The 25179-nt window shown below is 45.4% G+C and carries 16 protein-coding genes and 1 pseudogene; 9 read left to right on the top strand and 8 right to left on the bottom strand.

Features of this window, described 5'->3' with window-relative positions; genetic code table 11:
- Positions 1 to 136: 136 nt before the first annotated feature.
- Complete coding sequence (gene mltF, locus JMA39_RS13150; RefSeq protein WP_202722327.1) at positions 137 to 1567, bottom strand: membrane-bound lytic murein transglycosylase MltF; 1431 nt, start codon at positions 1565 to 1567, stop codon at positions 137 to 139.
- Between the two features lie 308 nt (positions 1568 to 1875).
- On the opposite strand from mltF, the gene purL reads away from it, so the two are divergent.
- From purL to cydX, 4 genes are all read left to right on the top strand, one after another.
- The gene (purL, locus tag JMA39_RS13145; RefSeq protein WP_202722326.1) at positions 1876 to 5757 is read left to right on the top strand and encodes a phosphoribosylformylglycinamidine synthase; all 3882 of its coding nucleotides are present in this window, start codon (positions 1876 to 1878) and stop codon (positions 5755 to 5757) included.
- A 1203-nt stretch (positions 5758 to 6960) separates the two neighbouring features.
- Positions 6961 to 8517 (top strand): cytochrome ubiquinol oxidase subunit I, encoded by a 1557-nt coding sequence (locus JMA39_RS13140; RefSeq protein ID WP_202722325.1) that lies wholly within the window; start codon positions 6961 to 6963, stop codon positions 8515 to 8517.
- A gap of 15 nt (positions 8518 to 8532) precedes the next feature.
- Positions 8533 to 9672: a cytochrome d ubiquinol oxidase subunit II gene (gene cydB / locus JMA39_RS13135; protein ID WP_202722324.1), complete on the top strand. Its 1140-nt coding sequence runs from the start codon at positions 8533 to 8535 to the stop codon at positions 9670 to 9672.
- A 15-nt stretch (positions 9673 to 9687) separates the two neighbouring features.
- The gene (cydX, locus tag JMA39_RS13130; protein ID WP_202722323.1) at positions 9688 to 9804 is read left to right on the top strand and encodes a cytochrome bd-I oxidase subunit CydX; all 117 of its coding nucleotides are present in this window, start codon (positions 9688 to 9690) and stop codon (positions 9802 to 9804) included.
- A gap of 601 nt (positions 9805 to 10405) precedes the next feature.
- Here cydX and JMA39_RS13125 read toward each other — a convergent pair.
- Positions 10406 to 10978 carry a hypothetical protein gene (locus JMA39_RS13125; RefSeq protein ID WP_202722322.1) on the bottom strand — a complete coding sequence of 191 codons (573 nt, stop codon included), beginning with the start codon at positions 10976 to 10978 and terminating at the stop codon, positions 10406 to 10408.
- 224 nt (positions 10979 to 11202) lie between these two features.
- Complete coding sequence (locus tag JMA39_RS13120) at positions 11203 to 13206, bottom strand: methyl-accepting chemotaxis protein (RefSeq protein WP_202722321.1); 2004 nt, start codon at positions 13204 to 13206, stop codon at positions 11203 to 11205.
- Between the two features lie 292 nt (positions 13207 to 13498).
- On the opposite strand from JMA39_RS13120, the gene JMA39_RS13115 reads away from it, so the two are divergent.
- Positions 13499 to 13753 (top strand): YdcH family protein, encoded by a 255-nt coding sequence (locus JMA39_RS13115; protein ID WP_202722320.1) that lies wholly within the window; start codon positions 13499 to 13501, stop codon positions 13751 to 13753.
- Here the strand turns inward: JMA39_RS13115 and JMA39_RS13110 are convergent.
- Together JMA39_RS13110 and JMA39_RS13105 are read right to left on the bottom strand one after the other, a co-directional pair.
- On the bottom strand, positions 13701 to 16793 hold the full coding sequence (locus JMA39_RS13110; protein ID WP_202722319.1) for an efflux RND transporter permease subunit: 3093 nt from the start codon (positions 16791 to 16793) through the stop codon (positions 13701 to 13703). The genes JMA39_RS13115 and JMA39_RS13110 overlap by 53 nt on opposite strands.
- A 3-nt stretch (positions 16794 to 16796) precedes the next feature.
- Entirely contained in the window at positions 16797 to 17909 is a 1113-nt protein-coding gene (locus JMA39_RS13105; RefSeq protein WP_202722318.1) for an efflux RND transporter periplasmic adaptor subunit, read from the bottom strand.
- 200 nt (positions 17910 to 18109) lie between these two features.
- Between JMA39_RS13105 and JMA39_RS13100 the strand changes: the two genes are divergently transcribed.
- On the top strand, positions 18110 to 18724 hold the full coding sequence (locus tag JMA39_RS13100; protein WP_202722317.1) for a TetR/AcrR family transcriptional regulator: 615 nt from the start codon (positions 18110 to 18112) through the stop codon (positions 18722 to 18724).
- A gap of 132 nt (positions 18725 to 18856) precedes the next feature.
- Positions 18857 to 19765, top strand: coding sequence for a DUF6268 family outer membrane beta-barrel protein (locus JMA39_RS13095; RefSeq protein ID WP_237732824.1), 909 nt, complete (start codon positions 18857 to 18859; stop codon positions 19763 to 19765).
- A 19-nt stretch (positions 19766 to 19784) separates the two neighbouring features.
- Here JMA39_RS13095 and JMA39_RS13090 read toward each other — a convergent pair whose 3' ends face one another.
- The 3 genes from JMA39_RS13090 to JMA39_RS13080 all read right to left on the bottom strand — a co-directional run bounded on the left by JMA39_RS13090 (position 19785) and on the right by JMA39_RS13080 (position 23419).
- Positions 19785 to 20345 carry a chalcone isomerase family protein gene (locus tag JMA39_RS13090; protein ID WP_202722316.1) on the bottom strand — a complete coding sequence of 187 codons (561 nt, stop codon included), beginning with the start codon at positions 20343 to 20345 and terminating at the stop codon, positions 19785 to 19787.
- A gap of 56 nt (positions 20346 to 20401) precedes the next feature.
- A complete protein-coding gene (locus JMA39_RS13085; protein ID WP_202722315.1) occupies positions 20402 to 20881 on the bottom strand; it encodes a DUF2947 domain-containing protein in 480 nt (159 codons plus the stop codon).
- A 108-nt stretch (positions 20882 to 20989) separates the two neighbouring features.
- Entirely contained in the window at positions 20990 to 23419 is a 2430-nt protein-coding gene (locus JMA39_RS13080) for a 6-hydroxymethylpterin diphosphokinase MptE-like protein (protein ID WP_202722314.1), read from the bottom strand.
- A gap of 344 nt (positions 23420 to 23763) precedes the next feature.
- Between JMA39_RS13080 and JMA39_RS13075 the strand changes: the two are divergent.
- Both JMA39_RS13075 and pseC read left to right on the top strand, forming a co-directional pair.
- Positions 23764 to 23877, top strand: a pseudogene (locus tag JMA39_RS13075) (polysaccharide biosynthesis protein); the annotation flags it as partial.
- A 96-nt stretch (positions 23878 to 23973) separates the two neighbouring features.
- On the top strand, positions 23974 to 25179 hold the full coding sequence (gene pseC, locus JMA39_RS13070; RefSeq protein WP_202722313.1) for a UDP-4-amino-4,6-dideoxy-N-acetyl-beta-L-altrosamine transaminase: 1206 nt from the start codon (positions 23974 to 23976) through the stop codon (positions 25177 to 25179).

Genomic DNA, 25179 nt, shown 5'->3' with positions numbered 1-25179 from the left:
TTGACTCAAGCCTGTGTTTCTAAACCTCGCTTAGTAGTGTACCGCCCAAGGCTAGTTATTGGGCTCAAGGCTAGTATTGGGCTCAAGGCTATTTATTTCGCTCAAGGCTGTCAGCTCACACTCGCTTGGCTCAAGGCTATTGTGGTTGCGCGGTTTCTGCCTTGGCTTCTTCGCTTTCTTTAGCTTCGGCGGTTTGGATATTTTCTTTCTTTAATTCCAGTAGCATATTTTGGTTATCTATCCACACGAGCGTATCATAGTAACGGCGAATATTATCCACATAGTGCACCGCTTCATTACCACGGGCATAGCCATAGCGGGTTTTCTTGTAATGCTTGCGTTTCTGTAGCAGCGGCAACACCGATTTCACATCTCGCCAAGCACTGGGGTTGAGTCCCTGAGATTGTGCCAGTTTGCGCGCATCTTCCACATGACCTAAGCCAATGTTGTAAGAGGCGAGGGCAAACCACATGCGCTGACTCTCAGGAATAGAGGCGGGCAGCCGCTCCAGCATGCTGTTGAGATATTTTGCCCCACCCTTGATGCTTTGGTATGGGTCGAGGCGGTTAGCAATACCGACCTGCTTCGCCGTTGGCAGAGTCAGCATCATCAAGCCGCGCACACCCGTTGGTGAGCGCGCATTCGGATTCCAATGGGACTCTTGGTAAGCGGTTGCTGCTAGTTTACGCCAGTCGATATCACCAGCATATTTCTCGAATATGGCTTGATACTTAGGCAGTTTATTATCGATGGCGCGGATAAAGGCGCGGGTATCGACATAATCGAATCGCTCAACGTGGGCAAAATACTTCTCATTGAGGTGGGCAAGTGTGCCGTTACGTTTCTCTGTGTGCCAAAATGCCAATAATTCACTCATTAGCTTGTCGCTATTGTTTGGCGGTAATAGCCAGACTACAGGCTGTTTACGCTTTAACACCAAACCTTCTCTCAGCTCAGGCATAAAGCGTCTATTGATATCGAAGCTGGTTGAATCGGCAATGGTGTAGGGGATATCGCCGGCCGCGATCATGGTTAATAGCTCCTCGGCATCCTTATCTTTTTCTTGATTCCACACCAAATCTGGATTGGATTTTTGCAGCTCGGTCAAGGTGTCTACAAATGAGGAGTCGGTGGTAACGGTGATTTCACCTTTAAGGTGATTGATATCTTTAGGTATAGGAGTGCCTTGGCGATATACCAAAATTTGGTTTACTCGGTAAAGTGGTGGCCCGAGCCTAAACTGCTCTCGTCTTGCGGGAGTATCGGCAAGCCCCGCAGCAATAATATCAATTTCCCCCTTTCGAAGCGCTGTATAGAGCTCGCTGATATTGGCGAATGGCTTCATGATGAGATCAAGTTCTAAGTATTCGGCGAATCGCTGAGCCATCTCAAAGTCATAGCCTGAGTCTCCCTGACCGGAAGTAAAGTAGATCTGCGGGCCATATAGCGTCCCGACCTTGAGTTCAGTCGGTTCTGGCGGAGGAGAGGTTTTTTCTTGCTCCACGACAACCTTCTGGCAGGAAGCCAGTAAGGTGATACAGCATAGGGCAAGTAAGAGTCTTTTCATTGATTATTTAGTGTTAGCGCTTAACTTAAATTATAACGAATATAAAGAAATAGCCGTCGATTATACCACAATCTTGGTTGCCGTAAAAAAACCGTCTTTTGGATGAGGGAGCTTTAGTTTGAGTATGAGCCTAAATGGAATTTTTGCTTGAAATTTATTAAGGGCAAGAGTGATGAGTTTAAGGCGCTTTTTCCTATACAGGAAACACTGTTTTCTACAGCGACTGCTGATGATTTGTGGCAAACATTTCCCTATAATAGCGCCCAGATCTGACCCTGCAATTATAATATATAAGGTGAAAAGACGTGATGGAGATCATCCGCGGAGCCCCTGCACTTTCGGCGTTTAGAGTCCAGAAGCTGATGCAAGCTTGTGAATCGGCAGTACTACCAGTGCGCCAAATCTATGCCGAGTTTGTCCATTTAGCTGATTTAAACGAATCGTTAAATGAAAAAGAAAGTCAACAGCTTGAAAAAATCCTAACCTACGGCCCCGCTATTGAAGCGCACACGCCAGAAGGTCATCTCCACTTCGTTACACCCCGTCCCGGTACCATCTCTCCTTGGTCATCAAAAGCAACAGATATTGCCCACAATTGTGGTCTTAATAAGGTTAAGCGTCTAGAGCGTGGTATTGCCTATTATGTTGTTAGCGATGAGTTAACCCCTGAGCAAACTAAAGCGTTAACGGCATTACTACATGACCGCATGGTTGAAGTGATTTTGCCAAGTTTCGATGACGCTGGCGTACTATTTGCCCGTACAGAGCCTGCTAAATTTAACAGTGTTGATGTATTAGGCGAAGGTCGCACAGCGCTTGAGCAAGCGAATACTCAGTTAGGTTTGGCCTTGGCCGAAGATGAGATTGATTACCTCGTTGAAAACTTCACCCGTTTAGGTCGTAATCCACACGATGTGGAGTTGATGATGTTTGCTCAGGCGAACTCTGAGCATTGTCGTCACAAGATCTTTAACGCCGATTGGACAATCGATGGCGAGGTTCAGCCAAAGTCGTTGTTCAAGATGATTAAGAATACCTTCGAGAAGACCCCTGAAAACGTATTATCTGCTTATAAAGATAACGCAGCGGTAATGACTGGCTCTACAGCTGGTCGTTTCTTCCCGAAACAAGATGGCGTTTATGGTTACCACACAGAGCCGATGCACATCTTAATGAAAGTTGAAACCCATAACCACCCAACAGCCATTAGTCCATACCCAGGGGCGGCAACGGGCAGTGGTGGTGAAATTCGTGATGAAGGTGCAACGGGTCGCGGGTCAAAGCCAAAGGCGGGTCTAACTGGTTTTAGCGTATCAAACCTTAAGATCCCTGGCTTTGTTCAGCCTTGGGAAGCCGATTACGGTAAGCCAGACCGCATCGTGACCGCGCTTGATATCATGACCGAAGGGCCATTAGGTGGCGCGGCATTCAACAATGAATTTGGACGTCCAGCACTTGTGGGTTACTTCCGTACCTACGAGCAGGAAGTTAACAGCCACAACGGTGTTGAAGTGCGCGGTTACCATAAGCCAATCATGCTAGCTGGTGGTTTAGGTAATATCCGTGAAGAGCACGTACAGAAAGGTGAAATCACCGTTGGCGCTAAGATCGTCGTGCTTGGCGGTCCTGCGATGAACATCGGTTTGGGCGGCGGCGCGGCGTCATCTATGACCTCGGGTCAGTCGAGTGAAGACTTAGACTTTGCTTCTGTGCAGCGTGAAAACCCAGAGATGGAGCGTCGTTGCCAAGAGGTTATCGACCGTTGCTGGCAGATGGGTGAAGCTAACCCAATCCAGTTTATCCACGATGTGGGTGCGGGCGGATTATCAAACGCTTTCCCTGAGCTGGTGAATGATGGTGAGCGTGGCGGCAAGTTTGAACTTCGCCGTGTACCGTCTGATGAGCCAGGCATGAGCCCACTTGAAATTTGGTGTAACGAGTCGCAAGAGCGTTACGTAATGTCGATAGCACCTGAGAACATTGAGTTATTTACCCAAATTTGTCAGCGTGAGCGTGCACCGTTTGCGGTAGTGGGTGTCGCAACAGAAGAGAAAGAGCTGGTATTGAGCGATGAGCACTTTGAAAATCATCCAATCGACTTGCCACTCGAAGTGCTATTAGGTAAAGCGCCTAAGATGAGCCGCGATGTGGTGAGCGCCAAAGCTAACTCTGCAGCCCTTGACCAATCAGGCATTGAAGTTAAAGAAGCGGCACACCGTCTGCTGCGTTTGCCAACCATTGCTGAGAAGACTTTCCTTATCACCATCGGTGACAGAACGGTAACCGGCTTAGTTAATCGTGACCAGATGGTCGGACCTTGGCAGGTTCCTGTAGCCGATTGTGCTGTGACGGCATCGAGCTACGATTCATACACGGGTGAAGCCATGTCTATGGGCGAGCGTACGCCGCTTGCACTACTGGATTTTGGCGCATCTGCACGTATGGCGGTTGCCGAGTCAATCATGAACATTGCCGGTACCGACATCGGCTCATTTAAGCGCATTAAGCTCTCTGCTAACTGGATGTCACCTGCGGGTCACCCGGGTGAAGACGCCGGCCTTTACGAAGCGGTAAAAGCGATTGGTGAAGAGCTATGTCCTGACTTGTCGCTAACTATTCCAGTGGGTAAAGACTCAATGTCGATGAAGACCGCATGGGAAGATAACGGCGTACAGAAAACCGTGACCTCGCCAATGTCGCTTGTGATCACCGCCTTCGGTGTGGTGCAAGATGTGCGTAACACGGTGACACCTGAGCTTCGCAGTGATAAAGGCAAAACCGACCTTTTATTGTTAGATCTTGGTCTGGGTAAGAACCGTTTAGGCGGCTCTTGTCTAGCTCAGGTATACAGTGAGTTAGGTGATATCGCGCCGGATCTGGATAACTCGGCGACCTTGAAAGGCTTCTTTGAAACCATTCAGCCGATGATCACCGATAAATCTATCATCGCGTATCACGACAGAAGTGACGGTGGTCTATACACCACGCTAGTTGAGATGGCATTTGCCGGTCATACAGGCCTGAATATCGACTTAAGCGCATTAAGTGGCACAGATCTTGAACGTCTATTTAACGAAGAGTTAGGTGCGGTTATTCAGGTTCGCCGTGAAGATGCAGCAGCAATCACTGCTAAGTTTGCCGCTGCGGGCGTACCTTGCCACAAAGTAGCTGAGCTGACAGATGCAGACACCATAGCCATCTTTGATGGGATGCGCGAAGTGCTAACTGAGACGCGAACCTCGCTACGTTCTATCTGGGCTGAAACTACCTACCGCATGCAGGCGCTACGTGACAACCCTGAGTGTGCGAAAGAAGAGTTTGAGCTTAAGCAAGACAGTAACGATCTAGGTCTGACGGTTGACTTGAGTTTCGACCCAAGTGAAGACGTGGCTGCGCCATTTATCTTAAAAGGCGCTGCACCTAAGATGGCTATCTTACGTGAGCAAGGCGTTAACTCACATATCGAGATGGCGGCGGCATTTGACCGCGCAGGTTTTGAATCTCGTGACGTTCATATGAGCGACATTCTAAGCGGTCGTATTAGCCTAGAAGAGTTTCAGGGCCTAGTGGCTTGTGGTGGTTTCTCATATGGTGACGTACTGGGCGCAGGAGAAGGTTGGGCGAAGTCGATTCTATTTAACGATCGTGCCCGTGAGCAGTTTAGCCAGTTCTTCGAACGTAATGACAGCTTCTCATTGGGTGTGTGTAACGGTTGTCAGATGCTGTCTAACCTTAAAGACATTATTCCTGGTACCGAGCTGTGGCCACACTTTGTTCGTAACCGTTCTGAGCGCTTCGAAGCACGCTTCAGCCTAGTTGAAGTGCAGAAGAGTCCGTCATTGTTCTTCCAAGGCATGGAAGGCTCACGTATGCCTATCGCGGTATCACATGGTGAAGGTCGCGCTGAGTTTGCCACACCTCAGGCATTAGCTGCGGCTGAAGCCTCTGGCACAATTGCACTACGTTATGTCGATGGTAATGGACAGATCGCGACTCAGTACCCGCAGAACCCTAACGGTTCGCCTAATGCGATTACGGCACTGAGTTCAACTGATGGTCGAGTTACGATTATGATGCCGCATCCTGAGCGTGTATTTAGAACGGTTGCTAACTCATGGCATCCTGAATCTTGGGGTGAGGATAGCCCTTGGATGAGAATGTTCCGTAACGTGAGAAAGTCGGTTGGCTAATTAGCTAAACGCTTAATTACTCACAAAAGCTTCACTAAAAAGCCCCTAAATTGTAGGGGCTTTTTTTTGCTCTGGATTTAGTATCGTTAAAACCATTATTAAACAATAGATTAATCTTTAATTAGTGCTATATGGAATACTAAATAAAAAACTTTTGGCCATGATGTTAAGCGTTTATTGAGAACACAGTGTTATTACTAATTTTAATGCAGAAGGGACGAATGTCGTTTTAGGAAACTCTAGATATAAAAAAGCCCTCCTTATTACTAAGGAGGGCCGCTTTGCGCTAACAAAACTTCAAGATAAATCTTGCATTAGAAACTTTACTTACAGCTCTCTAGATGTATAAAGCTCAACAAAAACACGCTGATAGCTAACAACTAGACGCTCGAATAATTTTGTCATAATGGTATCTCCACATAGATTGATGATTTAAGCGGAGTTAGTCTTTACCGGGCTACTTCACCGGGTTGGCTAGACCGTCTCCTTAACTTGGTGCACATTTTAGGCGAGTGTTAGTTTTTCATCAAACGAGAAAAATTGCATTTTGCTATTATAAAATCTAATCTGAAAATCAGATTGATGATTATCTTTATTTTATGCCTGCTTTATAACTCATTGTATTGGTTTGGTATTGTGTGTTTTCTTGTTTTTGCGTGGATTAGTTTGCAGTATGAATATTGTTGCTAAATTTATTAACAATTGCACTTTTGTGGGTTTATGGCTGATTTTTTTATTTAACATCTTAAAAAAGTGTTTTCGCCTAAAAATGCTGCACCCCTATCACGCGTGGTTCATGTTGTCAATTGCGTGCTATATGGAACTGTGTGCTGCCCCCCAAAACCCATTGAAACCGAATGGATTGATTGATTTGAATCAATTTTGAATGTTATAAAATCCCGGTGAACAGCTCTATTTCTTATTGCAAGTGACTGATATTAACTAATTTGTTTGTTTTTTATCTGCATATTTGAGACGGCTGTCACGGAAGTCTATAAAAACGTGAGGGCAAGCGGTTTTTTTGCTAAGGTTTTAGGCTTTAAATTACAAAATTTATGAATTAAACAATGAAGCGCGGTTAAGTCGACTTTTTGTTAACAAAGTTCGACTATATTTACTGCATTACTATTCCTATATAGGCAGTCACTTTCGTTGATGGGGATCTAACGATTGTGATTTGACGCACCACCTAAGGAGTCACAAATGATTTTAGAAGAGGTTGTTGAGCTGTCGCGTTTTCAGTTTGCGATGACAGCCATGTATCACTTCCTATTTGTTCCCTTGACCTTGGGGTTAGCATTCTTGCTGGCCATTATGGAATCACTCTATGTGATGACCAATAAGCAGATCTATAAAGATATGACCAAGTTCTGGGGTAAGTTATTCGGTATCAACTTTGCACTTGGCGTTGCAACTGGTTTGGCGATGGAGTTCCAGTTCGGAACTAACTGGTCATACTATTCGCATTACGTCGGTGACATCTTTGGTGCTCCACTAGCTATTGAAGGCCTGATGGCATTCTTCCTCGAATCTACCTTAGTGGGTATGTTCTTCTTCGGTTGGGACCGTTTCAGCAAACGCCAGCACTTAGCGGTGACTTGGTTAGTTGCGATTGGTTCAAACATGTCAGCATTGTGGATCCTAGTAGCGAACGGCTGGATGCAAAACCCTGTGGGTAGTGTGTTCAACTACGAAACCATGCGTATGGAGATGACAAGCTTCGCCGACGTACTATTTAACCCAGTGGCTCAGGTGAAGTTTGTTCACACTGTGGCATCAGGTTATGTAGCTGGTGCGATGTTTGTTCTTGCTATCAGCTCTTACTATATCCTTAAGAAGCGTGACCTACCGTTTGCTCGTCGCTCATTCGCGATCGCGGCAAGTTTTGGTATGGCGTCAATTCTGTCTGTAATCGTTCTAGGTGACGAGTCAGGCTATAAGGTCGGTGAAGTACAGCGCGTTAAGCTAGCTGCAATTGAAGCTGAGTGGCACACAGAGCCAGCTCCAGCAGCATTTACAGCAGTAGGTTTCCCAAACCAGGAAACACAGGAAACAGATTTTGCGGTGAAAATCCCTTATGCGATGGGCATCATTGCCACTCGTTCACTGGATGAGCAAGTAACCGGTATTAAAGATCTGATTTCTGAGCACGAAGTACGTATTCGTAACGGTATGGTGGCTTACGGTTTACTTGAGAAACTGCGTAACGGTGAAGAAACACCTGAAATTCGCGCAGCATTTGAAGAAGCAAAGGTTGACCTAGGTTATGGTCTACTACTGAAGCGTTATACTGAAAACGTAGTTGATGCAACAGAGGAGCAGATCAAAGCGGCAGCTAATGACTCTATTCCAAACGTAGCGCCTATGTTCTGGACTTTCCGTGTGATGGTGGGTACAGGCATGATCATGTTGTTCGTGTTTGCAGCAGCCTTCTGGCAAAGCACGCGTCATCAAATCGAAGAGAAACCATGGGTTCTTAAAGCGGCACTTTATAGCTTACCACTACCTTGGATTGCAATTGAGTGTGGTTGGTTTGTGGCAGAGTATGGCCGTCAGCCGTGGACGATTTCAGAAGTGTTACCGACATTCATGTCAGCCTCTAGCCTATCGGTTGGCGACCTAATGTTCAGTATCGTTTCTATCACGCTGTTCTATACCATCTTGCTAGTGATCGAGCTTTATCTAATGATTAAGTTTGCGCGTATTGGCCCAAGCTGTCTAAAGACGGGTCGTTATCACTTTGAAAAGCTTGATGCCTAAACAGGAGATCTGATTATGTTTGATTACGAAATATTAAGATTTGTCTGGTGGGCACTAATTGGTGTGCTTTTCATCGGATTCGCTGTCACCGACGGCTTCGATATGGGTGTAGGTGCCTTATTACCGATTATCGGTAAAGATGACACCGAGCGCCGTATTATGATTAACTCAATCGCGCCGCACTGGGATGGTAACCAAGTTTGGTTGATCACCGCTGGTGGTGCACTGTTCGCTGCTTGGCCTATGGTCTACGGTGTGTCTTTCTCAGGCTTCTACATTGCAATGATGCTAACGCTGTTTGCATTGTTCTTGCGTCCTGTGGGCTTTGACTATCGCTCGAAGATCGAAGATCCAAGATGGCGTAAGTCTTGGGATTGGGCACTGTTCGTTGGTGGCTTCGTTCCTCCACTGATCATTGGTGTAGCGTTCGGTAACTTACTTCAAGGTGTACCATTTAACTTTGACGAGTACCTACGTGCTACATACCATGGTGGCTTCTTCGGTCTGTTGAATCCATTTGGTCTATTGGCTGGCCTAGTGTGCGTTAGCATGTTTATGCTACAAGGTGCGACTTGGCTACAGATGAAGACAGAAGGCGAGCTACGTATTCGTGCAACTAAGATCTCTCAGTTGCTAGCGGTAGCACTGTTTGTTCTGTTTGGCGCTGCAGGTGTATGGTTAGTTAACGGTATTGACGGTTATGTGATTACCTCTGCTATCGATACTCACGGTATCTCTGACCCAACCCTTAAGACGGTTGAAGTTACAGCGGGTGCTTGGTTAGCTAACTATGAGAAGTACCCAGTGACTATGTTGTTCCCAGTACTGGGTCTGCTAATGCCAATCCTAGTATTGCTATCTAGCCGCTTGAACCGCTCTGGTTTTGCGTTCTTCTTTAGCTCAGTAGGTATTGCGTCGGTTATTTTAACTTGTGGTGCAGCAATGTTCCCATTCGTTATGCCATCTTCACTAGAGCCAAACGTAAGCTTGACTATGTGGGATTCGACAGCGAGCCAGATGTCACTAACCGTTATGACATGGGCGGCGATTATCTTCGTACCTATCGTGCTTAGCTATACTGTTTGGACTTACTTGAAGATGTTTGGTCGCCTATCACGCGATTTCATCGAAAAGAATAAGACCTCACTTTACTAATAAGGAGCCTAGATTATGTGGTATTTCTCGTGGATTTTAGGCGTATTGTTAGCCTGTTCTTTCGGTATCATCAACGCCCTATGGCTTGAGACAACTGAGAACATGGACCGTGAACCTGAGAGTGAAGATTAATCTTTAATCTGCTAAATGGTTAAGTATAGAAGCCCCGCAATTGCGGGGCTTTTTGTTTTAAAGTAAGGTCCTAGGTAAAAGCAGGTTCTAGGATCTAGGAAAAGCAAAGGGCAAATACGGTAAAAGCCGATAAAAGAAAGGCCAAGAAAAGCTGAGACGGTAGAAGCAGGAAAAGCAAAGATGGAAAAGTGGAACGGCCTACGGCCTTACGGAACGTTCGCTGGCTCAATTACGGAAAAGAAGAGCGCTGCTAGGGACTAGGGCGTGGCTTCGCCACTTCGAGGGCGCTTCGCTTCTAGGAAAAGCCGTTGCTGTTTGTTGTAGGTTGCGCTTTAGCCCATCAAGCTTTTAATGATAGTGCTAGACGGTAAGAGACGGTAAGAGACGGTAAGAGACGGTAAGAGACGGTAAGAGACGGTAAGAGACGGTAAGAGACGGTAAGAGACGGTAAGAGACGGTAAGAGATGGTAAGAGACGGTAAGAGACGGTAAGAGATGGTAAGAGACGGTAACAATAAGCAGTGCTGTCGCTGGTGGAAACGCTGTGACTAGGCCTCTTTAGAAGCCTAGTGCAGCAGAAACTTGTAGTGAGATATATAGACTTACAACTCGGCGCGATAGATAAATAACGCGGTGTCGGTCACCATTTCAGACACTGGGGTGTCGTTAAAGCTGTTGCTTGCTTGATCTACGACTAAATGTTTTCTGTCACCGATTTTGTCTAACGATTTGACGCTATAACAATTTGCAGATGTGCGCAGATCGCAGCCTTTTGTCATTAGGTCGGTGGTAAAGTAAGTTGCGTATACCGCAATTTCATTGACCTTGTCATCTTTGGTGTGCAGCACTTTAATCTCGGCGACGCCATCAATGGTCGCGTCAGTCATTAAGCGGTTTACTGCGCGTTGATACTCTTGTTTATAGGTCGCCGAATCTTTACTGACAAACAGGTAAGATTCAAAGCCAAATTCTTCTAATTTAAGCCCAAGATCGGTGGCAAAGGTTTCACCTACTTCAAAAAGAAAAGCATTCGCGGCAGGGCTGTCTTCATAGGTGGTGTTGAGTCCGTTTCCAGCGACAATCAACAGCTTTTTTCCTTCCACTGTATTGGTCTGTGGGCTGGCACAGCCTGTCATGATAATGATGAAGGTAATAAAAAATAGATTGCGTAACATATTTATACTCGTAATGGGGCTGAGGTTGGTATTTCTTAAGCACGAAATTGGCGCGATTATAATTCGAAGTCAGTAAATAAATCTAGCGGAGATGACAAAAAATTCTTTTTAAATCATAGGTGTAGTTGGCTGTGTTGGATGAATTGCAAATATAAAAGGCAACAGCGATATCACTGTTGCCTTTACGAACCCACCAATAAGGTTGGCTGATTAAGCCTGAGAAATTACGCCTTAAACACGCTGATCTTAGTGTTAATCTCATTGGCGATTGCGGCTAAACTTTCCGCAGAGTCGACACTCTCACCTGCACGTTGTTCGCCATCTCTGGCAAGCTCTGTGATTTGATGTAGGTTACGGGTGATCTCTTCAGCAACCGCGCTTTGCTGTTCGGTTGCACTAGCAATACTGCTAGCGGTCGTTGCTAGCTCAGCGATACTGCTGTTGATCTCGATTAGCTGAGTGATAGCCTCGTTGCCTTGAGCTGCCGATGCATCACCAAGTTCATTGCTCTGGTTCATCTGATCTGCTGTCAGTTTGACTTGAGATTGCAATTGCGTGATGGTCTGAGAGATCTCGGCGATAGAGGTTTGCGTTCGCTGAGCCAATGTACGAACCTCATCGGCGACCACGGCAAAGCCTCGACCTTGTTCACCCGCTCTTGCCGCTTCAATCGCTGCATTAAGGGCGAGCAGGTTAGTTTGTTCGGCAATACTGTTAATTACCTCGGTAACCTGACTAATCGCTTGGCTCTCTTTATTGACGATTTCGACACTCTTGTGACTGTCGGTTAGTTGGTGGCTCAGGCTTTGTAGACCGTTGACCAGATCGTTTAAGTTCGTCTGTCCCCCTTTAGCTGCATCATCTACCCGTTGACTCATGGTCGCGCCTTCACTGGCATGATTGGCGACGTCACGAACAGAGGCGGACATCTCTTCGATAGCGGTGGCAATTTGGTCAGTCTGTGCCATCAAAGATTGCGCCTCTTCGCCATTAAGGCGAGCGGTTTGCTGAGTGTGATTAGAATGGGTTTGCAGCGCGGTAACAGATTGCTGCAGCGCCAAGATGAGCTCTCTTAAGTTCGCGGCCATCTTTGAGGTACTGTTAGTGATCAGATCCACCTCATTCTTGCTGTTTGCATCGATTGAAGCGAAGCTTTGGGAAAGATCCCCAGAGCCCAGTCTCTCTAACTGTCCTTGCAAACAACGCAGTGGTCTAAGCGCTCTTATCAATACTTGTGATAGTAACAGGGTAATCACTATCATGCCGATAACAGATACCGCCATATTGATATTAAGCAGGGTGACACTCTCTTCATTTAGCTCTGCAGCATCGACTTGGCCAATGAGCGCCCAATCCCAACCGGGAATGTTGATGCTATAGGCATACGCCTCTTTACCAAAATTATCGCTATATTCCCAAGAGCCTTGATGGGTGAGAGCTTGCTCTACACTTATTCCGCCCAGCATTTCAGCGGTGAGTTTGCCACCCGTTTGGTGTTGAGGGTGGGCTATAATGGTTAAATCTGATTTACGTACGAGTAGATAACTGCCAGATTCTTCTAGCTGTAGCTTATTAATTGCTTCACGTAACTGATTGAGTGAGCTGCTAATATCGAAGCCGATATACATGATCCCGATAGTCTCACCCCCGCTGTCTTTAATTGGACGGTAGATAGTCATATAGTCTTTACCGAATAGCTGTGCATAGCCTTCGTAGCTATTGCCCTTGATTAGGGCGCGGTAAGCTGGATGATCTTTATCTAGATAGGTGCCGAGGGCGCGCTGGCCATCGGCTTTCTTTAGCGAGGTGGAGATACGGATGAAATTGTCACCGTCGCGTACGAATACGGTAGCATTGCCACCAGTAAGGTTAGAGTAGCGATCGACCTTACTTTTTGATGCGTTGATCTGTTCTTTTTTATGCCTTAGTGCAGGAGTCTCAACCCCCATCACTCTGACGGTTTTATTGGGTTTATAGAAGTCGCCTGGGTACATTGAGCGAAATACATCGGCATTGCGTTCAGCCAGCGATTGCAGACTTTCATATTGCAGTTCAATTAAATCTGCAGTGCCCTCGGTTTGCGCTTGCATTGCGCTGATCCCTTTATCTCTAAGGACATCGGAGGCGGTTAAGTAAGATACGCAACCGAGAAAACCAAAAACGAGCACGGTGAGGACTAAAGCGAGCAAGCCTATTTGTTTGGCTATAGGCCAATTCTTATAATTCATAGTAATTTTAGTTTGCTTATGGTGACTACAATGTAATTGATATTTTGGAAAAAAGAGTTGATGGATGTCTAATTAAGTCACACTTTTTAAATGGATTTATGAAGATAGATGCAGATTTGCTAGGTTATGGCTAAAGAACGGGTAGTGCAAAAAATAAGCGTTATTTGTCGCTAAGCATCCGATGACTTGCGATAATAGTAGCAAGGCTGTTGGTCATAGATTGCGTTGCATCAAAGGGGCTGGGTTCCACCTAGGATAATATGACAGGCGTTTAGTGATAAGGAGAGGCATTATGTTGGGCGAGAATCATCTATTAACCCAAGAATTTCCTGAGTATTTGGCCGCGATTATTGAGCTCAAGTCGACCAATAATACATTTTGTCTAATGGCAAAGCGTTATCATCAACTCGATCATCAAATTCGTGGGTTCGAACAAAATGAAGTGCCCATCAGTGATGAGCACTTCATCGAGTTAAAGGCCGAGCGCGCTGTGCTTAAAGACCAACTGTATCAACTGTTAGTGTCCCATTCGAAGCAGTCTGGTTAGCTTTTTTCGACCCCATGATTAAGTGATACATGGTTGGCACCCAAATTAGCGATAAAAGGGTAGTGAGCAAGGTTCCACCTGCAATCGCAATTGCAAAGGGCGGCCAGAATCCGCCTCCGGCAATAATCAAAGGTAGGAATCCACCGATGGTGGTAATGGTGGTCGAGCCGATATGGCGTCCGCAGCTCGTGACTAAGTCTACAATCTTTTGAATATCTCCCGCGCGTGTTTCTGGCGCCTCTTCAAGTTCGGCTAGAATGACAATGGCGGCGTTAATCGCTAATCCCATCAATCCAAGTAAGCCGATAATCACCGTAAAGCCAAACGGATACCCAAAGCTATAGACCGCAAGTAGCCCCAGCCCTGCAGATTGCATAGCACTAAACAAAATAATACCTGTGAGCCTAAATGAGTTAAATGACAATACAACGGTCGCTAGCAACAGGGTAACCACAAGCACCAGATTAGACATCAGATTACCCACAGCCTCGTTGCGCTTAGCGCTTTCGCCACCAAGCTCAATACGATAGCCGCTAGGAAGTTGAATGCCTGCTAGTGCCTCATTGGCACTGTCCACAACCGTTTGCGGTAGCACTCCCGAAGTGAGGTAGGCTTCGATAATATTAACCCGTTGCCCATCTCGCCTTGGAATGGCACCGCGACTGACCTCTATTTCACTCGTGGAGATAGCCGATAAGGGGATCCCTTTGCCTTGGTTTGAGATAAGCGTGATTGCCGACAGTTTTGTTTGCTCTTCGCGGGTGCTATCGCTAAGCCTGACTCGCACGGGGAGAGACTCTGTTTGCTCTAAAACGCTGCCGCCATTAATACCTGTGGTAGCCATCTCTACCTGTTTAGCGATATCAGTTAAACTCAGACCGCTCATCAAGCTGGCATCCTCATTGATCTGTAGCCAAACCTTAGGGGCTCCTGCGCTAAGCGTCGCTCGGGTATGGATAACATCTGGCGTATTGGATAAAACCTTACGTACCTGCTCACCAAGCAACTTGAGTTGATCCAGATTGGGTCCAAAAATACGAACCTCAACCGGAGCGTTAAAAGGGGGGCCTTGTTCCAGTTTACGCACGATGATCTGCGCCTCGGGGTAGACTCTGTCTAGCTCCTGTTGTAACTGTGGAATAAGCGTATTGGCAGTAGCAAAATCCTTTACTTTCACCATCGCTTGAGCGTAGTTACTGGCGCCCTGTTGACGCTGCAACAAGTTGTAATAGAAGGAGGGGACATTACCGCCGACAACCCAGTCGATACGGGTTATGCCACTCGTCGCACGTAAATGGTTATCTATTTTGTCTACCTGTAATTTGGTGTTATCTATGCTGGCATAAGGCGCTAGGTAGACCTCAATCTGGAACATATCTCTATCAGATGGTGGAAAAAATTGTTCAGTCATCTTGCCTGCTGCAACAAAGCCCATAACAGGTAATACGCCGATGATAATAGCGGCAATGAGTGGGCGAGATAGGGCAAGAGAGAGTGTTTCTCTAAAAGCGTTACTCAAAAAGGGCAAGTTGATCCCGTGATGGTACCAACGCGTACCTTTGCCATCGACGCCAAAGCGCCCTGCGAGCCCTGCAATAATCGTGTGCGAGATGATAAATGAGCCCAGTAGTGCAAACATCACCGAGATAGCGATGCCGCCAACAAACTCACCGGCAGCGCCCGGCATCAATACTATTGGTGCAAAGGCGAGCATAGTGGTAATAGTTGAGCCCGCGAGCGGTAGCCAGAGATGCGCTAGAGTTTGTTTCACCGCATTGAGCCTATCCATCCCTTGTTGACGGCGCTGAGAGATGGCGTCAACGATCACAATGGCGTTATCGACCATGATCCCTAAGGCAACCACCAGCCCTGTGACTGACATCTGATGAATAGGTAAACCGATATACTTCATGCAGGCTAAGGTGAATAGTGCTGTTAAGGGTAAAGACAGTGATACGATAACAGCATTTCTAAGGCCTAAGGTCAGCATCAATACGGCTAAGATGATCACAAAGCCCAGTAATAAACTACCGATTAAATCGCTGAGTCTTTGTGTGGTGTAACCCTTTTGGTCGAACAGCCACTGAATTTCTATGTTGGCAGGGACGCTTGTTTGTAGTTCATCGACAGCGTATCTGACCTGTTCGAGCCAGAGATCCACTCGCGTATTACTGAGCATTCTTGCCGCGACCATTACACCTTGCTGCTGGTCGATAAGGGCAATGCTGTTAGCGGGCTCTTTGGGCTGGCGGCTAATAGCTGCGATATCGGCTAGGCGAATCATCTGACCGTCAGCGGTGACTATTAGCGGAACTTGGCTTATTCGTGCAATGGAGTCTAGTTCACCCGAGACTTCCACTAGGGCACGAAAGTTATCATTATTGATCTCACCCGCGGAGACTTTTGCATCGGCATTTTGCAGGATCTGCGCGATAGTTTGCGCCGATAGTCCAAGTTGATTAACTTTATTGCCATCGAGCTGGACTAAGATCTCTTCTGCAGGTTGACCGTAAAGGTTAACGAAATCGGTACCACTGAGTAGGCGTAACCGACTCTGTAGCTCTTTGGCGTAGCGGTTTAACATGTCGGTACGTACCACGCCACTGCCGCGCCAAGCTACAGCGAGTATGGCGGTGTTAGCGTAACCGAGCTGATCATCTAATGTCGAGTTTTGTGCGGGTAGTGGCAATAGCCCTTTGGTATCGGCTATCAGATCTCTGGCTCTGGACCACACCGGCGCAGTGTCGGTAACATCATCTTTTAGTTCTAGCTGGATTACGGAGATCCCTGGCCGAGAAGTCGATTGCACCAGCTTTAACTCCTCGAGGCGTCGAAGTTCACTCTCTAGCACCTCGGTGACCAAGGCTTCAACCCGCTCGGCCGAGGCGCCGGGATAGTAAGTGATCACCGAGGAAAAGCGATTAGTGATCTCGGGATCTTCCATACGCGGTAGGCTGGATATTGCGCCAAAACCTGCAACGACAAGCAGGGCTATCACCAAGCTTATCAGGCGACCGTTTTCCACTAATGACTTAACCATCTCTTACCTCGTCGCGAGTTGAGTTTGTTTAGTCACTAGCTGACCCGCGACCAATTTATGTAAGCCCACTGAAACATACTGCTCATCAGGGGCGATGGCGCCATTAATAAAGGCTTTGTCTTTAGCGGTATAGATGATCTCGACGTCACGGCGCTCCAGCGTATAAAGGGAATCATCTGATTGCTTTAGTACGTAGATATTCCACAGCCCGCGTACGCCATCGGTTAGGGCACTAAGCGGGACCCAATAGCCTTGGCTAGCCATGGTCTTATTGTAATAGAGGTAGGTCAGTTCTCCGTTTATCACCTGAGCGTTTTCAGGCAGGGTAACTCTTAGCTCAACGGTACGAGTCACAGGGTTGAGCTCGGCACCAATGCCGGCGATTGTGGCTTGATAGTGTTGCTGCCGTACCCTCAAATCGACCAGCTGACCGGCTGTTAAGTTATTCGCTATCAGTACTGGCACACCGATATAAGCCTGTACGTTATTGTGCTCAATAATGGTGTAGACTGGACTACCGACATCGATCACTTCGCCTAAGTTATGGCTACGCTTACTTATGACGCCGTCAAACGGTGCGAGTAAATCAGACTTTTCAATTTTTAACTGATTGGCTAATAGTGAAGCATTTAAGCGTGTTTTCGCCGCCTGTAAGCTATTAAGCTGGCCTTGTAATTCGTCAAGTTGCTGCTCTGACACATAACCCTGTTTTTGCAAACCTAGGCTTCTATCTAGGGTGGCCTTAGCTAAATCTAAATCCGCTTTGTTTTGTGTAAGACTTGCGGTTAACTCATTTTGTTGTGCCATCAATAACCGTGTATCGAGCTGTGCTAGCAGTTGACCTTGCTTGACGTTATCACCGCTATCAACGGCAAGAGCCTTGATTTTTCCAGCTAATTCAAAACCTATCCCTGTGGTATTGCCTGCTCGAATCGTGCCAGAAAATTCTTGATTAAATTGATAGTTATCCTCAAACCTTAATGATTCAACATTAACAGATTGATAACTCACTGTGACCGGTTGCTCAACGGAAGAGTCCTGACATGCGGTCAATAAAGTGACTGCAACTAAGCCTATAAAGAGTTTGTGATGAGTTATAACACGCTTAATATCCATTACGTTTAGCCTGTGTTGTTAATTCAAAGATGAATTTTAAGTAATCAGCTTGTTAACTGGACTTGTTAGTCTAGTGTTGCAAAACTAGACTGTCTAGTCTGAATTTATATAAATTAGTCTAAATAGACGCAGTAGTTTCTTTTATGCTTAAATAGCATTTCGGTAATTGGAATTGGCAAAATGTGGGAGTGGGGCCCGTTATGGATTCACCAGTATTGAGTCGCAGTGAGCAGAAGCGTGAGCAGATCCTACAGGCTGCAAAGCAGTTGTTTTGTGAGCAAGGCTTCCCTAATACCAGCATGGATGAAGTGGCTAAGTTAGCGGGGGTATCTAAACAAACCGTGTACTCTCATTACGGCTGTAAAGATGATCTATTTGTGGCATCGATTGAGTCCAAGTGTTTAATTCATGGCGTGAATCAAGACATCTTATCTGATCCTGAGAACCCTGAAGAAAGCCTGATGTTATTTGCAAAACATTTTGGAGAGGTGATTATAAGTCCTGAAGCGGTAACAGTGTTTAAGGCCTGCGTCGCTCAAGCTGATTCGCATCCTGAGCTCTCAGAGCTGTTTTATAGCGCCGGCCCAAAGCATATTGTAGGATTATTGAGAGATTATTTAAGCCGCGTGTCTGAGCTAGGTGTGTATCACTTCGCTAACCCACATCACTGTGCTGTGCGGCTTTGCTTGATGATTTTTGGAGAGATGCGTATGCGACTCGATCTTGGCTTGGATGTGAGCGATCTTCTCGATAGTCGAGGGCAGTACATTAACGAAACCGTAGAGATGTTCCTGAGGGCTTATAAAGTCAGTTAATTGTTGAGTCTAACTAAAGGAGCTAAAGGCTCCTTTTTTGTCTTCGATTGCTCCACAGATATTTTTGAACGTAAGCTAAAATGACTTTAACGAGTTTGATTAATTGATTTTGTTGCTAATGGAGTTAGCTTGATGAAAAAGCCTTTGTTTATGAGTAACCTTGCCATAATAAGTTTGCTTGTTGCACCGAGTGCCATTGCCAAGTCAGAGTCAAAACCTTCCTATAGGCCGAGTCCGTTGAGTGTCAGTGTTTCGCGAATAATGACTGGCACAGCATCTGTTGGGGATGAGGGAAACGAGTTGCAGCGTGAACAGTGGATGTTTGATGCAAAGGGGAGTTTGGCGCTTAACAGGCAGTGGTCGATTGGTGCAGGTGTCGGCTACGATAATCTCGATTATGACTGGCGTTCACCAAGTCCTAAAGCCACTCTTAAAGATGGCACGAAAACCTGGGATAAAATTGAGCGTTACCGCGCGAGTCTGTCGATCTCTTATCGACCTAATAAAAACTGGATGTTTATTCTCGCTCCTAAGCTGCAATATGCCTACGCTGATACGGCATCATCGAGTAACGCACAGAGTTATGGTGCCGTGTTTTCGGGCATGTACCGATTTGATTCCGGCAATATGTTGGGCTTTGGTGCGGCCTACCTCAATGATATTGATGAAGTGCGAACCGTGCCTTTTATTGCCGTTAATTGGCAGCTCACTGAAAAATTATCTTTAGGCAACCCATTTTCTGCAGGCTTTAGTGGTCCAGCTGGTTTAGAGCTGAGTTATCAGTTAAGCCCTGACTGGAATATGGGTATTGGCACATCCAAACGTACAAATCGCTTTTTAATTGCCGATGATGAGCTGACGGCTGAGATTGAGGAGTGGGTAGCTTTTACTAGAGTCGGTTGGGATATATCGCAGTCGGTGAGTTTGAGCGCCTATGGGGGATACTTCTTTAATGGTGAGTTAGAGCTTAATCCACAACACTGCAAAGAGGCTATCGACAACCAGGGCGCTGCGGCCCTGGATGTGACGGTGAGATTCTAGCTGAAATCTAGAGTCTTACTTATTTGCCAAGCATGGCGTCTTTTAAGCTTTTTTGGGCTGGCTCAGTGCCTAGCCAGATCTTAAGCAGCGCTTGACGGAACTCTTCACCGGCAATTGTCGCTTGTGCTTGGCCATTTTTATAGGCTGTTACACCAGTAGTTTTATCAGCAAGCAAAGTAAACTGATCGCCTTCAACAATTTCAGCGCTAAATAGCCCCATAAATTGCTCAATTTTAGCAGCAATCGGCGCAGTATTGCCGTCAGTTGCATCATCAAAGCCTTCGTTAATGGCGTCTTTCATCTTGTCGGCGGTGATCATGCCAGACGTGATATTAAGACGTACTGCAGCACTCGGTGCATCAATAACAGCTTGTGCAGTATTGAGGTGTGTTGGTACGTATAAGCTACCAACATAGAGATCGATGAAAAACTTACTGCGTACACCTGCACCATTTAAAACCAGTGTTTGGTTGTCGAGTTGTACTGAGTCATCTAGCTGTACGCCTGAGACTTCTTTGGCCTGTAATGACGATGACAGCAGTACGCTTGAAGCGAGTAATAGGGTAGAGAGGGACTTCATAAAAACCTCATAATAATAGAAAGAAGCTCACGTTTGGCTTTAGTTAACTGTGTAAGTTACCCACGTGAACCTAACTGAAATTGGCCACTTTGATGGAAGATTGCGGCTTGTTTTTGTTTTGGTGAGATCAGTAATGGGCCATCATCGAAGAACAGGAAACACTTCCAGTTACGGACAAATACGTCCCAGCGAGTCTCGATTACTTGATACTTTTCGTAGCAGAAATAAACAGTTGCATCATCGGCCCAGTCGAAATGTTCGCTAAAACCTTCTGGTAATGCAGGAGCTTCGCTGTCCCATGCACTCTGCCAATGCTCAGTTAACACCCAGGCACTGTCTTTAGCTGCCCAGTCACCTTTAGTGAATTGCTCAGTACGGCTACTCTTGTTGCTAATCCATTTATTCCATACTTCCATTGACGACTTCTGATCTAGGGGATGGATCAATGCTTTATCTTCGTCACTAACTGGAAGATCTTTATGATTAAAAATCCATTTACGTTTGTATTGTTCAAATGGAATATAAGTATGTGCCAAGCGCTGATCTCCGAAACAAAATCATAGAAAATTAATGATGGCGATTATAAGACTTTGTATGGGATTTAGATACCGCTGCTAACACAATGTTGGCAGCGGCTTGAGGAGTTAAGCTATCTTAGCTAATTGATTGATTGCAATTTGATTGCTTGGGTCAAGATTAAGAACTTGGTTAAAGACATCTTTAGCCGTTTGTATTTGTTCGATTTCATATAGAAATGAGCCCAACTTTAACCATATTAAGATGTCATTAGGATATTTATTTAGATAATCCATATAGGTGTTCAACGCGAGTTGATCTTGCCCTTGAAGCTTGAGCAAATGTGCATATTGAGGCAGGTACTCATCGCTTAAACTTACCAATTGCTGTAATGCAAGGGCTGCTAGCTCTAGCTGACCGAGTTTCAGTGACAGTACACTCACTTGTTTAAACTCGACTTCAGTAAATAGCTCAGAACCTAACTCTAGCAATGTTGTGAGTGCCTGTTGAGGCTTGCCCTGTAGATCTAAACAGTAGGAGTCAGCCAAGTAATACAAGCGTTTTGCTAGATCACTTTCTACAGCCCGAGCCTTGAGTGTGCTAGCCATGAGCGTGAGTCCTTGAAGGTTTTTCTTGATAACTAAAGTCATTATCTTATTAAACGCTTCCTCAAGGGAGTAACCTGCTGCCAACTTTGACTGGTAACGCTGATGATCTGTAAGTTGTAGCTGAAACTCACGAGCTAAAGGTTCTAATGCTAATACTTCTTCTGTAGATAATTCACGAGTTAAATTGTGCATCCAGACGAGTGCTCGGCCGGGCTGATTATCTTGTAGCCATTGTTGAATTAGAGGCTCCACATCGCTTTGTGGGTTTAATTCGTCTAGGCGTGATAAGCAACGTTGTTGTGCTTGCTTAAAGATCCCCTCAAGCTTTTTAGACACGCAGATAAACGCCTCATAGTAGTTAGCTGTCATCTGCTCTACGTGGTCTTGAGACCACTGACTACTCTCTGTTGTAGAGAGAAACCGGCTAAATTCCAAGTAGCCGTAGAATTTAATGACTTTAGCAAGCTTACCGTGATGCTTATTGATCTTGTGTTCAATTTTATCTAATTGCTCAGCTTGGTTTCCCGCTCGATTGAGCTTTAGGGCAGAGTTGGCCAATTTTAATATCGCCTGAAGTGATGACACCGCCTCACTCATCTGTTTTAGACAATATTGGTAGTGCTTTTTCAAATCAACGGTTTGGCTATCGACGAATGAAAATAGCGCTTGGTGGTTACAGTTCGCTGCTTCAATAACGATTTTATCTAATGCTAGATGAGCCACATTGGCGGTGACAGCAGCATTAGGTGATAGGTTGATGACTTTGCACTGTGGCAGGGTAGACACCTGATAGGCTAAGGCTTTTTTGGCTTCAGTTAATTGGAAGATTGTCTCGGCTTTATCGCCACAATAGGTTTCAACCCAGTCACCTATGTGTCCCATATTGGGGCCTAGGTTAGCCTCTAAAGTTCCACTGGTGTGAGTATGCCCTGTTTTCGAATAGCAAAAATCTGCACCTGTTAGTAGCACTTGAGTAAAACCTAGTTCCGCTGCAATCGTGATAGCGGCATTAGTCACCGTTGGGCCAACAGATTCAATATTGTGTTTGTCGTTAGTTTCATCCCATAGCAGGCGATTGCCAGTGAATAGGTGGCGTCCACGCCATTGAGAAAGAATTCTTGAGCAGATGTGATAGGAGTGAATGAGCAGAGAGCTGTCATACAATGCCATCATGTCGCTATTAACTTCTAAGCTTAGCTCTTGGGGATCGACAGAGACAATAATCTGCGGTGATACTCCCTCTTTGGTTAATTTTGCCGCGACTCGCGAAACCGCAATAATAAAGAGCTTGTCTTTATTCTCCTTAATCCATGGCATATGCTCATCTAATGAGGGCCCGCCGGCGGTGACAATACAGGTTTTACCTTGATATCGTCCCTTTAGGATCGATGCCGGCATATGGTTTTCAGTTAAATTAAGCAGTTGTTGCTCTACGAAGATCTCTTGGTTAAAAGAGGTTTTATGTTCACATGTTGCTTGATTAACCACTGCCATGACGTCACTGCTCAGTTGGGCATATTCGGCTAAATGCTGGGCTCTTACACCGAGAGACTGGTGAACGGCAAGCTTATCTTTAATGATGTAAACGGGATTACTACGACTATTGAGTATTTCAGCAAGCTCGTTAATAGTACAAATAGAGACCTGTTGCTTTAATGGCTCAGGGATCTCTACATTGAGCAACTCCAATACACTGTCTAGCTCAACAAATATAAATTGGCTATCGGCAGGTAGGGATGACTCAAGAACGTAGTTAGCTAGTAGCCCTGAATCGATACCGATAATGACATGCAGCTGATTCTCTTTGGCAAACTCAATTTTAAATAACTTGTCGAAGTGAGTTTTCGAATCAATAGTTTCAAAGATTTGGCGATTGACACTAGGTAAGTAGTATTCGTTAAACTGACTTATCGCAAAAGTGTTAAAGGTATTTGGATTGGTGCTTTGCATTTTGTCCTCAGTGTTTTGATCGCGGGTGCTTCGGAACTTGTTATTACACGAGCATTACAGCTAGAAAATCGGTATTCTTTTAAGAAAGCAATTTTAATACCACCTTTGTTAAATAAATAGGAGCTAGCTCCTATGAGAATGCTTATTTAGTGGTATAAAGACGTTTTCTGGTTAATCGATGCTGTAGTATGTATGTTTTTCGGTAGTTTACAGCCGATGTTATCGATTAGAGCAGCAGTAAGTGTTTTATTTTTTTGGCACACTTTTTGCCGTTAATAGTATTAAAGATAACCCAGTGATATTTTTTTGACAGCTTATATTCTGAAGGGCGATGGTGAAAAATAATGTTTAATAATAAATCAATTTTGATAACGGGTGGCACAGGTTCATTTGGAAGAATGTACACAAAAACCATCCTTGAACGTTATAAACCAAAACGTCTTATTATATTGTCACGGAGAACGATGGTTTTAATTTGTAGTTTAGCAGTGCCTTTTGTATAGCCACTCTACATGTGGTTTTATGTTACCTGATTTAAAAGAGAGTTTTGATTTATGATTCAATACGGAAAACAGCATATTAGCCAAGACGATATAGATGCTGTTGTGAGTGTGCTTAAGTCTGACTTTCTGACCCAAGGCCCGCAAGTCCCTTTATTTGAGTCGCGATTATCCCAATTCACGCAAGCCAAGTATGCTATAGCTGTTAATAGTGCGACCTCGGCACTGCATATTGCCTGCTTAGCCCTAGGTGTTGGTAAAGGGGATAGGGTTTGGACTAGTCCGATTACATTTGTCGCTTCTGCTAATTGTGCGCTCTACTGTGATGCATCAGTTGATTTTGTTGATGTAGAAATGGCCTCCGGCAGAATAGATGTGGATAAGTTGAGATTAAAGCTTACTTGGGCTAAAGAACACGGTTGCCTACCAAAAGTGGTGATCCCTGTTCATTTGGCTGGACATAGCTGCGATATGAAAGCTATAGCACTGCTGTCGAAAGAGTATGGCTTTAAGGTGATTGAAGATGCCTCGCACTGTATCGGTGCCCGCTATAGGGAATCCCCCGTAGGTAGCTGTCAATACAGTGATATTACGGTATTTAGTTTTCACCCTGTGAAGATCATCACCACGGCTGAGGGCGGCGCGGCGACAACCAATGATGCAGCCTTAGCTAAGTCTATGCAACTATTACGTAGTCATGGTGTAACTCGAAGTAATTTTATAGAGAAACATACTGACGAACCATGGTACTACGAGCAACAGGCATTAGGTTTTAATTATCGCATGACGGAGATACAAGCTGTTTTAGGAGTGAGTCAATTTGATAAACTTGAGCAGTTTGTTAGTAAGCGCCATGCCATTGCAGCATATTATGCTGAAAAAATGCTCGAATTGGGGGTGAGTTTTGTTTCTCCATATGAAGGAGATTACAGCTCTTGGCATTTGATGATTATATTATTGCCGGAACATGTTGATAGAGGCTTTGCATTTCATCAATTAAGAGCCGCAGGTATAGGTGTTAATGTGCATTATATACCTGTTCACACACAGCCTTACTATCAGAAGTGTGGTTTTAAGGTGGGGGATTTTCCAATAGCAGAGGCATTTTATAAGCGAATTGTAACATTACCCTTGCATCCTCAACTTGAAAAAAAGCAACTGGACTTTATTATTGAGCAATTGACATTAGTCATTTGTAAAAAAGTAAGGATTGCCGATATCTACTCTAGCTCAGGGAGGGTAAGAAGTAATGTTGCTTAA

It is taken from the genome of Shewanella schlegeliana (assembly GCF_016765635.1).
GTDB classification, from domain to species: Bacteria; Pseudomonadota; Gammaproteobacteria; order Enterobacterales; family Shewanellaceae; genus Shewanella; species Shewanella schlegeliana.
Note: the sequence above shows the minus strand (reverse complement) of the source record. Positions and strands in the feature narration are given on the sequence as shown.